Genomic DNA, 15,345 nt, shown 5'->3' on the forward strand with positions numbered 1-15,345 from the left:
ATAAGTTGCCTCATTAAAAAAAATATCGCCCGGATTATTGCGCAGCGCCCGCCTGATGAATGGATTCCGTTCGGCGCTTACGGGAAAAGGCTAGTAAATTTCGTATACGGTTAAATGCGGCGCAAAGATAGTGGTACGCCGTTTTGGGCGAACCGGCGGACCATAGCGTACGCAGAATGTAATGTGGGCGCAAGTACATTTTCCAAAGCGCGCGGCGGCGCCATTTCTCCAGTTCCTCGGTGGAGAGCGTTTCTGTGGCAACGGCGCCAACGGCGTAGCCGCCCGAACGCCGCCGTTCCCGGACAACTAAGCCTTTTTGCGCTTCCAAGCGCTCCAGTTCGGTTCCGGGAATGGGAAATGCGACGTTGAAATCGAAAAAGTCGGGGTCCAACTCCTCAGCGAAGGCGATCAATTCGCGGATCGACTGCTCCGTTTCCCAGGGGAATCCAAAAACAAAAAAAGCATGCGAGCGGACGCCCGTTTGGCGGCAAAGCCGGATCGCTTCCCGCGCCTGGGCGGCCGTCGCCCGCTTTTTCATCCATTTCAAATGTTCGTCGTTGCCGCTCTCCACGCCGAAGCCAACAACCCAGCAGCCCGCCTGCTTCATCCAGCGCAGGCGTTCTTCGTCGATGGTGTCCACTCGGCTGTTGCAGCCCCAGCGGATGTCCAGTTTTTTTTCGACGATCCGGCGGCAGAGCGCAATCACCCAATCCTTGCGCAGGGTGAAGGTGTCGGCGTGAAACAGAAACTCGCGGATGCCATAGCGTTGGACGCATTCTTCCAGTTCCATGACGATGCTTTCCGGCGAGCGAAAACGGACGTTCGTCCCCGTCAGTGCGGGAACGGAGCAGAAAATGCACTGGTGAGGGCATCCCGCCGAGGCGACGATCGTCGTCAATGGATGGCGCGTTTCCGGACTGCGGTAGAGGGCATTGTCGATCAGATGGCGAGCGGGAAAGGGAAGGGCGTCGAGTTCGAGATGCGTTTCGCCTTCAACCGTCCGAACGATGTTTGCGCCGCGGCGGAAAGAAACGCCAGGAAGATTGTCCCAAGGCTTGCCGTCCGCGAGATCGGCGATATAGGCTTCCGCCTCGCCGCGCAGGATCAAATCCAAACTGGGCGTGGATTGGAGTATCTCTTCATCCATATAATGAAGCGGCTCCCCCTTTGCCGCCGTCAGGGCGTTGGGCAGGAGCCGCTTGATCGTTTCCGCCGCGGCCAGATCGTCTTCCAGTGTGGCTATGGTGCAGGTAAATAGAGTAATATCGGGATGCAGAGAAGCTAAATCTTCTTCGAAGGTTTTCCAATCCGCCTTTACTGCGGGATAGTCGCGGACATGAACCTCATGTCCCCCCCGTTCGAGGACGGCGGCGCAATAGAGAAGCTCCATAGGGGGGAAGACGACGTTGACCGTCTGATCTTCCACCCGGTTTTGGCATCGGTTATCCCTCCGGTACAGATCTGTGGGAGGATTGAAAACCAAGATTTTCTTCATGGACTCGTTGCGCTTGGCGCTTCTCCGGAAGGCGCCGCTTCGGTTTTGGCGGCTTGCGTTTCTTTCGCTATCTTCGCTTCCTGCTGCCTTATGTAGTATAGCATCGAGTCCGCATTTTCCACTGCGACGGGATTATCCTTGTGTTCCTGTTTAATGTTATTGATTTCCAGCCTGGCCTTGTCGAATTGCCGTACTTCGATGTAGGCGCCGGCGATTTGAAACTTGGCTTCGATCATCCTTTTGGGAGAGGGCGGCTCCTCGACGATCTTTCGGAACATTTCCACCGCTTCGTCCAGGTATTTATTCGACATCTCCGGCGTGGAGTCTTTCACCAGGGAGGCGATTTCCACTCTCGCGGCGAGGCCCCGGTCGGTCTTGGAATAATCCTCGTTATTTACCAGCCGCAGATTTTCCGAAACGAGCACTTTCGTCTCTTCGGGAGACAATTCCCGGTCTTCATCGAACAGGCGGTGTAGGCTTTGGATTTTGTAATAAATCAATTCCGGCCGCAACGCGGGCAGAACGTAGGGATTGCCGAGAAGATGATCGTAAATGGTGGCGCTGGAAATGAAATCGCCCGCCTCCGCCCAGGTATGCGCCCATTGCAAGATTTCGTTTTGGCGTTCCGCTTCGATGCCGACGATGCCTGTGCCTTCCTTGACGATGCCGAACGCCTGGGAATAAACGTTGCGGGCCTTGTCGAATTCGTTCATCAATTTATAAACGTCCGCCTCGCCGTTGAGGGCGCGCAGTTTGTAATTCATGGATTCCGTGGCGTCAGTTACATCTTTCTCGGCGATTTGAAAGATGGTATTGAACGCCACTTCCGCGGAAGCCGCGAGGATGGGATTGGCTGGCGCTTCCGGCGAGGCCGGTTGAATTTGCTTGGCGTAGACGGATGCGAGATAGCTGTAAGCGTCGACGCGGATTTTAGGATTCGAAGTGGCGTCGGTGATGCTGGAAAATTGGGTGGCGGCGCGATCGAAATCTCCTTGATTGAAGAAGGTGCGTCCGATTTCAAAATCGCACAAAAAACGAATGTTCGGCGTATTGAATTTCTCTTTCATCTCTTCCAAAACCTTGCGGGCGCCGGCGAAATCGTTCATTTGGTAGTAGCATCGCACCAGCAGGAAATAGGCGTCCTGAATGCGCTCGTCTTCGGGATATTGGCTGATGAATTTGTCGAAATTGAGAGACGCGCCGATGGGATCCTCATCCTGGATCGCGCGCAATCCGCTGTTGAAAAGAGAGTCGGGGGAGTTTCCGCCGCATTGGTTTAAGAATAGAAGGCAAATAGCAACGCCTAAAGACCAAAATATCGTTTTTATAGAATTCATCGCGGTTCCTTACCTTTTTTAATGATGAATGATGAGTGATGAGTGATGAATATTTAGCGCTTCCAGATTCCATATCTACAAGTGATCGAATAACGCGAAAATGGAATCCATTTATATAAACCCGCCGTTGAAACAGCGGGCTATTACCGTTTGCCCCTTTAAAGGGGCATTTGGCAATAGCCAGCCTTTCAAGGCTGGGAGAAAAAATATCGCGGTATTCGAGCGTTTCCGCGATTCGAAAGGAGCATAATCTTGGAAACCTCAACGCCTCTCATGAACGATTTTCCGATGGTGCGATATTAAAGGCTGCGCAACACATGATATTCGTTGTTTTAATTCATCATTCATCATTCATCATTCATCACTCCAAAGAAAACAGAAAGCTGGCAGGCTCATCACGGCTCTGTCATGCTGCGACTCTGTCATTTCGAGCGATAGCGAGAAATCCTTCCACACGCGGGTTGAAGATTTCTCGGTCGCTGCGCTCCCTCGAAATGACATGCCGCGATGCCGGACACAGGGGGGAAAACGGAGATTCGCCCTCCCGCAATTCACCTTCGAACAAGAAGAGAGGGCGTGGCTCCTGCCGAGCCAAGGCTACTCTGTCCTTTTTCTTTCTGCTATCGCTGATTTCCTCGGTGTGGCGGCTCATCATTCATCATTCATCATTCCAAAGGCATTATCCCGTATTCCAATCAAAACGGAAGATGGAAGTAAAAGGGGGATTTGCAAAAAATTGTCATCAATTCGGCGGAGTCTCATGTTTCGGCGGGACGAACCTATCCACGACGGCCGCGCCGACGGCGTCGCCCCAAACGTTGATGACCGTGCGACAGCGATCCAGGAACCAGTCCACCGTAAAGACCAGGCCGATTCCCTCTAACGGCAGCCCCACCGCTTGCAAAACCATCACCATCGTAACCAACCCGGCGTGAGGAATCGCCGCTGCGCCTACCGAGGCCAGCGTCGCCGTAAGAAAGACGACGATTTGCTGCAAGGAAGAGAGAGATATCCCATAAGCTTCCGCAATAAAAAGCGCTGCAGCCGCCTCATACAAAGCGGTGCCGTCCATATTGACGGTAGCGCCTAGCGGCAGAACGAACGAAGAGGTCTGGGGCGAGATGCGGTTGTTGCGTTCGGCGCATTTCATCGTCATGGGCAGGGTGGCGGCGCTGGAATCGGTGGAAAAAGCCGTCGTCAGAGCGCCTAACATATTAAAAGAATAAACGAGAGGATTGCGTTTGGCGAAGAGAAATAAAATCAGAGGCAAAACGAGGAAGCCATGCAGGCTCAATCCCAAAACCACGGTAACGACGAATTTCCCGATCTTGGCGATTTCCTCCAAAGCGGCGCTTCCGCCGCCCTTCTCGCCAAGGGTGGAAGAGATCAGGGCGAAAATACCGATAGGCGCATAGATCATGATAAGCTGAACGATTTTCATCATAGCAGCGTTCAAGCCTGCGAAAAAACGGATCAACGGCTCCCCCTCCTCGCCCAACGTCGTCAAGACGCCTCCGAAAATCAGCGAGCATACGATCAAGGGAAGAACTTGGTTGTCCGCCATGCAGCCGAAAACGCTGGATGGGATCATTTCCACAAGAAGATCGATAAAGGAAAATTCGCGATTATGGATCAAATCGGGCGCCGCCGCTCCGGCAATCGGCGCTCCCAGACCGGGTTTAAGGGCGTTCGTTACAGCCAGCCCGATCATGACGGCGATCGCCGTAGTAAGGGCGTAATAAGTAATGGTTACGCCGCCGATGCGGCCCAGGCGCCGGACGTCGCCCAATCCCGTTATGCCCACAATCATAGAGGCGGCGATTAAGGGAACAATCACGGCTTTCAAGGCGTTCATGAAGAGATCGCCCAGAAACTTAAGAGACGCCATCGGAGGTCCAACAAGCCAACCGCTAAAAACGCCCAAGACGATGCCGGCGAGGATGGCGATAAGGACGAATCGATCGAAACGGGAAGAAGAGTCGTTCATGCGGCCTCATAAGACTTGTTCATTAAGGGATTAAGGATGCGTCGCCCATTACTATGGCAGTTTCGTGAGAAAAAACAATAGAGGCTGAATTTCGTATTGGATGGTTTCATCGGTTTTTATTCTCCCCGCTCCCTCCTTCTCTCCTTCCACTCATAACGCAGCGCAACCGTCAAAAAGAGCAGCAAGAGAACGATATTCAGGCTTTTCATGCCATAGAAAATAACTGGGCTGTTGCATCGCAGTTCGCCGAAAAGGAAAAACTGAAATCCGGCGAGCAGAAAAATCGTTCCTAAAACCAGCCCCCCGTAAAAAACCAGCGCGTCTTGGTTATCCCACCGGGATTGTTTCCACCCTTCGTAAAGAATGGCGCCGGATAAAGATAGGGAAAATAAGGCGAGAAACGAGAATAAAATCATGCTGAGGTTGTTTCGCAAACGATCAAAACCGGGCGGAGAAACGGCGCTGGACCATTTGATTTCCGCCAAGAGCCACGCAAAACCAATAATCAAAAGCAGAACAATGAGCGCTCCCTTAAACAACGGCGATCGCCAAAGGAGCCTCAAATCGCTTTTGCGATCCCATGGATGAGGCGTTGTATGATTTCGGTCCAAAAAGGACGCCCCTTTCTGCCCATTGATTCCGATTTTATATAAAATTAACAGCGGAGGCGCTCGTCATTATAGGCGAGTGATCGTTTTTTCCGAATTGGCGCCGTATCCATTTATCGAACGGCGCACTAGTGGATCATTTCAATTGAATTTAATAGTTGCGTTTTTGCAATAGCTCCCTCACCCTAACCTTCTCCCAAGTGGAGAAGTGAGAATTTCAAACGAAATAAAGCCCTAGAATGCCAAAAGCCTTATATTTTTTCGAGCTGCTCTTCAACGCATTCGCAAAACGCCGCTGCGATGATATCCTCATAGAGGGCGAACGGTTTGAACCGCAGGGAAGGCGCTCAAGCGCGATCGAAGGGAATTGGCCGTCCATCGAGAGAAACGGAATGAAGAAAAAATACGTCGAGACGAACCTTTTTCTGGCGATCTTTCTCATACTTCTTCTCCTCGCCTTCGCTTATACCCAAACCTGGGTGGTTCGCTCCGGCGCTCCGGGAAACGATTACGCCTACTATATCGGAGCCTCCAACTCCATCCGGCATGGTCATTCCCCCTATTACGAAGGCTGGTGGTACATTTACCCCCCGCCGCTGGCGGTTGTCTTGCTGCCTTTAAGTTTCTTCGATCATCGCACGGGATATGGGATATGGACGATCATCGGAATCGCCGCGTATGGGTTTGCCGCTTGCCGGTCTGGGCATTGTGGACGATACTTCTGACTGCTTTCTGGATCCCCGCTTACGACGCTTTCCATTACGGCCAGGTTACGCCGGTCATTACGGGGATTTTGGCGATAGGCTTGGGTAAGAAGCCTTTTTATAAAGGCCTCGCCGTAGGTCTCGCCGCCGCGATCAAACCCACGTTCATCCTGCTCGCTCCCTTCGTCGCCATCGCTTATGGTTGGACGGCTTTGCTGGGAAGCGCATTAGGCGTCCTTCCGGCGGTGGTTTACGTTCCCTGGTTCGTCGAGTATTTGCATACCATCCCGCGATTTACCGAGCGCTATTTCGCCCATAATTCGATCATCCACTTTCTAGGGTATCCCGGCAGCGTCTTTTTGACTTGCGTTTTGTGCTTGATCGTTTCGTTATGGAAAAAAAACGAGGAATCCGCCTACCCGGCCATGATTGGAATCGCGACGATCGGAACGGCGTTATGGTGGCATAGTTATTGTCCGCTCATCATTACGATTCTTTTCTTCGCCAATCGGCTAATCCGCCGCCAGGAAGAGAAAATGGACGATGACGCTCGCGATTCGGCAGATACCGTTATTCCAGAGAATTAAACCCCTAATCGCCATCCTTCTTTTTTTCTTATTAACTCATGTTACGCGCGATGGGAATTTAACGGAATCTCATCCTATCGTCGTTTGAATCGCGAAAACTCGAAATGAAAAAGAAAAACACGAAAAAAAGAAAAAAATGGTTGGCGCAAGAAATTAGGTAGTATGAAAGATTTTTCCGTGAAATCCAAAAGAATCTACGATATCCGCGATTCGAATATTTCGCGGAATTCGAGTTATTTCGTGTTTTCGCGATTCGAAAACGCAACCGATATAAAGCCTATTCGCCGTTCTGAGACAGCGTCTCCATCGTGCAGGCGGGACGCCTGCGCTCCCAGGCGCGCAACATGAGTTATTAACCTTTCTCTTTCGAAGTAAAAGGGCGCCGAAAGGAATAATTTTCCATATTTTTATCGTAAATAGGAAAAAATCGCCTTATTTCTCCTTAAGAAAACTCAAGGTTTTGCGATTTTCGACGATATTTGCTTACGAACTTTTCACATTTTGGGAGTTTGAAAATACGCATTTATCGAAAAATGTTAAAGAAAAATCGGGAAGGGAGGAGCGGTTCGTAAAGAAAATCACATAAACCTGTCAACGCCGTCAGGCGTCCCAGGCTTACTCCCTGGAGAGAACGGGTCGGAAAACGTAATGGACAGAATAAAACTTATCTTATCACGAATGGAATCCAGGCGTTAACAAGCCTGCGGCGCTTCGCACCCGCCGCTGCGCCCTTCAGCGCTTCGCACCCGCTGAAAACGCTTCCCCATCGCGAAGATAAGGCAACCCAAAATACTCTACGGCGGCTTTACTCGCACTAGGGCCGCAACATTCGGCAGGGATGCCTGAATGAGAGATTCAAGGAGGAAGAAGAATGAGCGTTTCCAGAATTGTCAACAATATTTCTGCCATCAATGCGTCCCGGAATTTGGACAAGACGGGACGAAATCTGTCGAAATCCATCGAAAGATTGTCTTCGGGACTTCGAATTAACCGCGCGGGCGACGACGCCGCCGGCATGAGCGTCGCCAACCGGCTGAGAACCCAGGTTCAAGGTCTGGATCAAGCCGTAACCAATGCATCCGACGGCATCAACTTAATCAACGTGGCGGAAGGCGCGTTGGACGAGACCACCTCTCGTCTTAACCGTATCCGCACGTTGGCTATTCAATCCGCCAATACTTCCGTTAACGACCAAAAAGCGCGTTTGGCGATCCAAGACGAAGTCTTCCAAAACATCGACGAAATCACGCGCATTGCGCAAACCACACGCTACGGCGGCAGTTACTTGCTGAATGGCGACTTCTCCATCCAGACGGAAAACATCGAAGGGCAAGAAGAAGTCGGCATCGAGATTGACGCTTCTCCCGTGGCCAGTACGCTGGTAAACGGCAAATCGTTCCTTAACATCATCCGAACCCAAAACGCTACCTCTCAGATCGTAGCGGGCGACGCCGTGGGCGCCAACCAGGTGATGAACACCGGCATTCGCAACCAGACGGATATCGCCGTGAGTTTAGCGATGTTCAGCCAAGGCCGCAACTTCACCGGCGCCGCCGTTGTGACGACGGATACAGTGGCTTCCGGTCTGTATTTGAACGGCGTCTCCGTATACGCTAACGACGTTATCATGTTCAGCGGCGTTCTCGCGGACGGCGTAACCAAGTTCAGCGGAGCGTTGACTCTAGCCGCTACTTCGGCGCTAGGCACGGCGGCGGGAGCTTCTTCGGAAAATCCGCAAGACATCATCGCCGCTATCAACCGGGCGATCGATAATGCGGAAGTCGCCCTCTTTGGCGTTCCGACAGCCGCCAGCGTTCCTACGGCATACCGCACCACAGTAACCCTCGGCGGCGCCGCGAGCGACAACCGCGGACGTTTGATGCTGTACAACGAGGGCAATTATATTAACCAGTCCAGCATCGACATGACGATATTCCGGAGCGGTAATCTGATCACGCGCTCCAACGGCGTTACTCGTTCCGGCGCCATCGGCATGGATTCTGCTCTGACAGGCGGCGGCCAGGTAGGAAACGCCGTCACCGCCATCACCGGTTCGACCTTCCAAGCGGGCCAATTCTCGATCGAAGTCAAGGACGTCCAATCCGCGCAACAGAAGAGAGTGGAAAGCACCGTCAAGTTCCTGGACGGAAACGGCGCTCGAATCGTGCGAACGACGACATTGGGCGGAACCGTTCAGAATAACACGCTGGTTATCAACGGCTCCTTTGTGGAAAACGTCTACACCGGCGGCCAAACCCTTCGCGATAACGATGTGATCGTTCTGAAAGGCACAAACGCGGACGGTACGACGTTTGAAGGACGGTTTACTTACGTCGATCCTGCCACAAATGTGGAGTTGCAAGAAGCGGATACCGATTTCAACGACTTCGAATTCTCTACGATTTCCGGTCTGATTCAAGAAATGAATTACCGCTCGCGGGATTATGTGGCAGGCGCGGGAGTAACGGACGGCGTGCAAACGCGGTTTGAAGACGCCCTCTTTACTTACACTCCTACGGGAACCTTGATGTTGGTCGATGACATTGGCCGGTCCAATTCCGAAATGACCTTCACCTTGACGTTCCAGAACCGTACCGATGCCACTCCGACGGAATATTACACGATTCAAGACGACGGCGTTATGACGCTGGAAGGATTTGCGGAACAGGCCACCTTCTCGGTTAACGGCGGCGAAGCCGTTCGCGCCGAAGCGGGCGATACTGTTACTCTTTACGGTCCCCAAGCGACGAAAGAAGGCATACCGCAATCGCAAGTTACCTTCCGCGTCGGCAATAACTTCACCTCCGGTACGGATAAGTTGGAAACGACTCCGGCGGAATTCCGAGGAACCTTAAACGGCGGCGCAGCGGTCGATTTCAGGGCGGGCGACCAGGACGTGGTCTTTGTCGACGGCAACTCCGGCGGCAATAAGGGGCCATCCCGCTTCGTCACCGTCGACTTCGATTCCATCGTTGACGTTACCAAGAGAACCGACGGTCTGCCCGACGCCGGACGAACCATCGTCGTGTCCACATCCAATAGTTCCTTGAATTTCCAAATCGGCGCTTTCGCCGACCAGAACTTCAAGATGGCGATCGGCGATATGACGGCGGAAAACCTTGGCTTCGGACGCGGCAGCGGACGGGCTGTGGCGAATATCAACGTCAGTACGCTGACAGGCGCCAACGAAGCGATTCGCATTTTGGATGAAGCCCTTTCCCAGGTCGATAAAACGCGATCGATTCTCGGTTCGTCGACCAATCGTCTGGAAGCGGCCATCAACAACATGAGCGTCTCGTACGAGAACTTGCAATCCTCCGAGTCTCGCATCCGCGACGCCGATCTGACGCGCGAAACAACGGCCTTCACCAAGAACCAAGTTCTGCAACAAGCGGGCATCTCGGTCTTGGCGCAAGCAAACTTCCAGAGCCAGGGCTTCTTGTCGTTGCTTGGCTAGTAGGAAGAAATTATATAACCCGAAGCGCATGGGGAAGCGGAGAGGGATTCTTCTCCGCTTCCCTTCTCCGCTTCCCAAACGATCGAAAAAGAATTTGGCTGACAAAGGTTGATCTAAAGTCATCAAACAAAAAAACCGAAAGGAGGAAACAGCCATGGACATTACTCCCATATCAAACGTAGATAGACTGCTTAGCGCCGCTGGAGCGGATCGCCGCTATCGCAAGACGATTTCCTCCGATTCTTTCGATGAAGCGAAATCGGAAGCTGTTCTTGAAAACCGGGCGAATCCAACGTTCTCCAATAACGAGAATGGGGGACGCCGGATTCCGGGAAACGCCGATCCGAAACCTGCGCTTGAACAAAACTTTCAGGAATCCAATGGCGCCGCTTCTCGCCGCTTGAAATTTCAGGTCGACAAACAGACGGGAAGAACGGCGATCATGATCCTTGACTCGAAAACCAATGAGGTGATTCGCGAAATTCCTTCCGAAGAGTTGAGAGAAATTTCGGAAAAACTGAGCCGGATGCGCGGATTCGTAATCGACGGCAAAGCTTGAAAGCATACCCATCCTTTTTGGATATCCGCTTTTCTCCCTCCCCTTTTCCCCAGGAATAGCCCACTTCTATCCCATTGTTTTGGACTCTCTTTTGCTTATTGTCTTAATATGAAGGGATTCCGTCTCCGAATAGGCGTATTTCGCCGCTGATTTGATAAACATAATAAATCCAGGTTATTAAGAGCAAATCGATTCGAATGGGAATCCTATGAATTAGCGAGAAAGGGCGCTATCGCAGGAAAATTTTTCCTTTAAACCTTGCTTTCCGGTGCGGATAGCATTCGCCCAAAGATTGCTTAACATTTGAATTGCGCCGCCGATAATAAAAGAAATGGATTGAACCGATTTTTGGGACTAACCATGCTGTGTCCACAGAAACTAAACGTTTACTTTTTCCTATATTAATTAGGAAGGTTTGAGAAACGATGAGCACTTTAGGGATCGACGGTCTGATATCCGGATTCAACACCACGGAATTGATCGAATCATTGTTGGATCGTTACGCACGCGGTCCTATCGAGCAGATCGAAGAGCGGATTACGACCGAGACAGAGAAATTGGCCGGCATCCAGACGGTTAACGCCAATCTCCTCAGTCTTGAAATCACCACGGGAAGCATCGGAACCGCTTCTTTATTCAACGGGAAGGAAGCGAAAAGTTCAAACGAATCCATCCTATCCGTTTCCGCCAACAGCGCCGCGGAAGTGGGATCGTATTCTTTCCGGGTGGATAACCTAGCCAAGGCTGAACAGGTCTCATCCGATCTTTTCGTTAGTACGTCGGACGAACTCGGATTAAGCGGTAAATTCATTCTCAACGGCAAAACCGTTTCGCTCACCGATACGGACACGCTTTCGACCTTAGCCGCCAAAATCAATGCGGCCAACGCCGGCGTAAAAGCCAATACGATCCAAATCGCTCCCAATCAAAACAAACTCGTCATCAACGCTAAATCCACCGGCGTTAACAAGATCGAGATGCGGGAAGTCGGCAATGCGAATATTCTCTCCTCGCTGGGCTTGACCGTCAGCGATTCACGCTACGATTACACCGTCAACGCGGATACGACGGGGGCGATCAGCAGCGCTTTTGAAGATACGGTTACTTTTAGTTTCATCGATAAGAATTTCACCGTCACCGATGCGGGGGGACAGAATACTCTCACTGTCAATTTGAACGCCAATACGGACGGGAACGCCGACGGAGCGCTCACGCTGCAGGAAATCGCGGACAAAATCAATTCTACCTCCACGGGCGCTTCGGCGAATATTTCCGCCAGCGTGGCCACGGAGCAGGATGGCAAAAAACGGCTGGTCATATCCAGCGAAACGGGCATCCCCACCCGCTTCGAAGATTCGGACAACGTTCTATTCGAATTAGGCGTCGTTTCCGGCGTTCAGAGCGCAGGATTGACTTCCACTACTTCATCTGTGGGCGATCTCATGAATCTGGGTTCAACCATAACATCCACCATCCAAATCCAGGACGGCGACGGCTCCAATACGATTTCCGTCGATATAGACCTCGATTCCGATTCGCTCGACGATATCGTGGAAAAAATCAACGACGCGGCGGCGGCGGAAACGGGATCGGACGTATCGGCCCGCGTGATAACGGTGAGCGGCGTATCCCGCTTGGAGATCACCAGCGCATCCGGACTTTCGACGGCGGCGGGCGATTCCATCTTCACGGACAGCAATAACGTCCTGAAGACGTTGGGCCTTTTGGACGACAGTTTCAAGAATTACGATCAGCAGGGCGAAAACTCGCAGTTTTCTTATAACGGCGTCGCCGTCAACCGCGAATCCAATATCGTAAGCGATTTGATTGACGGCGTAACGCTCTCTCTGAACGAGGAAAGCAGCAGCTACGCCACCGTTTCCATCACGGAAGACTATTCCAACGTCGCCGAAACCGTCGACAGTTTCATTACGGCGTATAACAGTCTGGCGAATATGATCGCCGAGTATACGGCTTTCGATCCGGAAGAGGGTACGAAAGGCGTTCTTTTCGGCGATTCCACCATCCGCGATTTGTCGAGTTCGTTGGCGGCGGGGATCAGCTCGTTGATCCCGAATATGCCCGGCGCCAAAGTCTCCGATTTGAACGACGGAACGGGAATCGATCTTGGCAGCATCAAGATAACCAACCGGCTGGGCGCCAGCGCCACATTCGATCTTACGGGAGCGGAAACCGTACAAGATATTCTTGACGCTATCAATACGAATAAAGACATCAAAGTAACAGCTTCCGTAAATTCGGCGGGAACGGGTTTCAACCTGACGGACAATTCCGGCGGGACGGGGCAATTCAAGGTGGAAGAAGTGAACGGCGCCACCACTGCCAACGATTTGGGATTGTTGTATTCCATATACAGCAACAATATCAATGGCGCCAGCATTTACGACGGCGGTTCAACCAGCTTGGCCAGCATCGGAATCTCATTGAATTCGGATGGGACGCTGTCGTTCGACTCGACCAAATTGCAAAGCGCATTGAATCAAGATCCCGATCTCGTGAAGAATCTACTTACAGCGGCCAATGTAGGCTTTGCCAAAAGTTTCGGCGCGATCGTGAAGCGATTCAGCGCTTACGGCACGGGTTTAATGGACGCCCGGACCGAATCCATCCAAGACCGCATCGATATGTATAACGATCAGATCGAACGTTATAACGATAGAGCGGAGGCTATGGAAATAACCCTGCGCAAGCAGTTTACGGCTTTGGAATCGACGCTCTCCGAGTCTCAACAATTGAGTCAATATCTTACGCAGCAACTAGGCGGAAGCAGCAGCTGATAAAAAACGTTTCGATTCGCAGCCGAATGATGGTATAATGATTCCGCCGATGCTTGACGATCGGTCGATTCAGGGAAAAAAGCAGAAGGAGTTTGCCCGGTGGCGGCCCATTTAGCGCATTCGCATAAACAATATCTCAAAACGCAAATCGACACAGCCAGCCAACCGCAACTCTTGCTGATGCTTTTCGAGGGGGCCGTCAAAAAACTGCACCTCGCCAAAAAAGCCATCGCCGAACGCGCCATTGAAAAATCCCACCAGGAACTGACGAAAGTCCAACGCATCTTCGTGGAATTGATGATCGCCCTCGATCTGGAAAAAGGGGGGGAGATCGCCGCCAATCTACTTCGCATTTACGATTTTATCTATCATCGGCTGGTGCAGGCCAATATCCGGCAAAATGCAGCGATCATCGACGAATTGCTTCCCATTATCGAAGACCTGCGCAGCGGCTGGATTCAGGCGGTGGAAATTTTCAACAGCGAACAGAAAAACGCCGCCGGAAAGCCGCTCTCTTCCTCAGCGCCCGCCGTCCTGCCCGCTTCTTCCCAAAAGCTGTCGACCGAAACGGCGAAGAAGCCGGAAACGACGGCCAAATCTCCCGTTAAGCCGCCTGCGAGAAATCCTTACGCCCGCCCGGCGAAAGCCGCTGCGGAAAGCCCTCAGGAACGCCCGCGCTTGAATATCCGCGGGTGAGAGACGCAGAGCGTGGGCGGCGCGCCGCCATTCCCATCATTCTTCATGATCGAATAGGATTTATTGAGGAAACCATTCCATCAGCATGTTTCTAGCGTAGGGCATGCATATTCATGTTTTGGTTTTCGGGCGATAATCGATGGGATCGATGCAGGCGTCGTATGTTTCTTTTTCGATTCTAATCCAATCCGTTCTTTCTAGACCACATTTGTTTCCAGAGAAAGGACTGAAGGGAAAAGCGCAGGCGACTTTAATCCATCGGCTTTGATATCGGGAGATGTTCCTGACTTCATCGATCGCTTCGGAAAGGTCTTGATCCTGACTAAAGATCAATGCTACATCGTAGAGATTTTCCTGCGCCATTCTAACGATATCCAACGCAATGCGAACATCGATTCCTTTTTCCCGGCCAATGCGTATGGAAGCGGAAGTTCCGTCGGGAAGCGTCGCCGATTCATCAGTATATTTCAATAACCGGGAATACGTGTGGATGCCGCGCGATTCCATAACGGCAAGTTTTGCAATCCAAAAATTATTCCAAAATGGATTCTCCGAATAGCTAGGCATCCCCGTGTAGAAGTTGACTTGCGAGAGACTCCAACTTTGCGAGTTGGCGATGGATTCGGCGAGAGCGAGGGGATTGTAATTGGGATGGGTATAGCCGAAAGCGTACTTGACGGAAAGAAAGAGATTCTGTCCATCGAAAAAAGCTACTGCCCGTTTTTGATCTGGTTCGTTCGGCACAATATTATTCCCGGATTTCTCATTCAATACTTATTAAACAAAACCCCACCGGAGACTTTTCGGCTTATCCAGTGGGGACTAAAAGCTCGTAAAAGAGATCATGAAAGAGATATTTTCCATTCGTTTTTATAGAATATTACGCCAATGCGACAATGTCAAGATTTGAAATTTCGCAGCGGATAGAATCGTAAATTCGGCCGGGCGAATAAATACTTTGAACGGTTTTACAGAACGGCCTATTTTCCAACAAACGAGCCTCATGCAAAATTCTATTATTTCTCCCCCAAGCCTGGGGAATTTAGGAGTGGGTTGTTTTAAGTCCATAAAAACAACCCCCCTCTAACTCCCCCCAAGCTTGGGGGGAGAATTTAAA

At 51.5% G+C, this 15,345-nt stretch carries 11 protein-coding genes; 6 read left to right on the forward strand and 5 right to left on the reverse strand.

Annotated features, from left to right (window positions below):
* Positions 1 to 34 precede the first annotated feature (34 nt).
* The 4 genes from AB1656_07280 to AB1656_07295 all read right to left on the reverse strand — a co-directional run bounded on the left by AB1656_07280 (position 35) and on the right by AB1656_07295 (position 5,358).
* On the reverse strand, positions 35 to 1,495 hold the full coding sequence (locus AB1656_07280) for a radical SAM protein (protein MEW6235173.1): 1,461 nt from the start codon (positions 1,493 to 1,495) through the stop codon (positions 35 to 37).
* The gene (locus AB1656_07285) at positions 1,492 to 2,832 is read right to left on the reverse strand and encodes a tetratricopeptide repeat protein (GenBank protein MEW6235174.1); all 1,341 of its coding nucleotides are present in this window, start codon (positions 2,830 to 2,832) and stop codon (positions 1,492 to 1,494) included. The genes AB1656_07280 and AB1656_07285 overlap by 4 nt, the downstream gene beginning before the upstream one ends.
* A gap of 742 nt (positions 2,833 to 3,574) precedes the next feature.
* Positions 3,575 to 4,819, reverse strand: a complete 1,245-nt coding sequence (locus AB1656_07290) for a dicarboxylate/amino acid:cation symporter (protein MEW6235175.1) — start codon at positions 4,817 to 4,819, stop codon at positions 3,575 to 3,577.
* Between the two features lie 116 nt (positions 4,820 to 4,935).
* Positions 4,936 to 5,358, reverse strand: coding sequence for a hypothetical protein (locus tag AB1656_07295; protein MEW6235176.1), 423 nt, complete (start codon positions 5,356 to 5,358; stop codon positions 4,936 to 4,938).
* A 308-nt stretch (positions 5,359 to 5,666) separates the two neighbouring features.
* On the opposite strand from AB1656_07295, the gene AB1656_07300 reads away from it, so the two are divergent.
* The 6 genes from AB1656_07300 to fliS all read left to right on the forward strand — a co-directional run bounded on the left by AB1656_07300 (position 5,667) and on the right by fliS (position 14,228).
* Positions 5,667 to 6,152, forward strand: a complete 486-nt coding sequence (locus AB1656_07300; GenBank protein MEW6235177.1) for a glycosyltransferase family 87 protein — start codon at positions 5,667 to 5,669, stop codon at positions 6,150 to 6,152.
* Complete coding sequence (locus AB1656_07305) at positions 6,080 to 6,718, forward strand: glycosyltransferase family 87 protein (protein MEW6235178.1); 639 nt, start codon at positions 6,080 to 6,082, stop codon at positions 6,716 to 6,718. The genes AB1656_07300 and AB1656_07305 overlap by 73 nt, the downstream gene beginning before the upstream one ends.
* An 871-nt stretch (positions 6,719 to 7,589) precedes the next feature.
* Positions 7,590 to 10,175 carry a flagellin gene (locus AB1656_07310; protein MEW6235179.1) on the forward strand — a complete coding sequence of 862 codons (2,586 nt, stop codon included), beginning with the start codon at positions 7,590 to 7,592 and terminating at the stop codon, positions 10,173 to 10,175.
* Between the two features lie 154 nt (positions 10,176 to 10,329).
* Positions 10,330 to 10,734: a flagellar protein FlaG gene (locus AB1656_07315; protein ID MEW6235180.1), complete on the forward strand. Its 405-nt coding sequence runs from the start codon at positions 10,330 to 10,332 to the stop codon at positions 10,732 to 10,734.
* Positions 10,735 to 11,159: 425 nt separating this feature from the next.
* Complete coding sequence (gene fliD / locus AB1656_07320; protein ID MEW6235181.1) at positions 11,160 to 13,532, forward strand: flagellar filament capping protein FliD; 2,373 nt, start codon at positions 11,160 to 11,162, stop codon at positions 13,530 to 13,532.
* A gap of 99 nt (positions 13,533 to 13,631) precedes the next feature.
* Complete coding sequence (gene fliS / locus AB1656_07325) at positions 13,632 to 14,228, forward strand: flagellar export chaperone FliS (GenBank protein MEW6235182.1); 597 nt, start codon at positions 13,632 to 13,634, stop codon at positions 14,226 to 14,228.
* A gap of 111 nt (positions 14,229 to 14,339) precedes the next feature.
* On the opposite strand, the gene AB1656_07330 is transcribed toward fliS, so the two are convergent.
* Entirely contained in the window at positions 14,340 to 14,972 is a 633-nt protein-coding gene (locus tag AB1656_07330) for an NYN domain-containing protein (protein ID MEW6235183.1), read from the reverse strand.
* Positions 14,973 to 15,345 lie beyond the last annotated feature (373 nt).

This window comes from Candidatus Omnitrophota bacterium (genome assembly GCA_040755155.1).
GTDB lineage: Bacteria > Hinthialibacterota > Hinthialibacteria > Hinthialibacterales > Hinthialibacteraceae > JBFMBP01.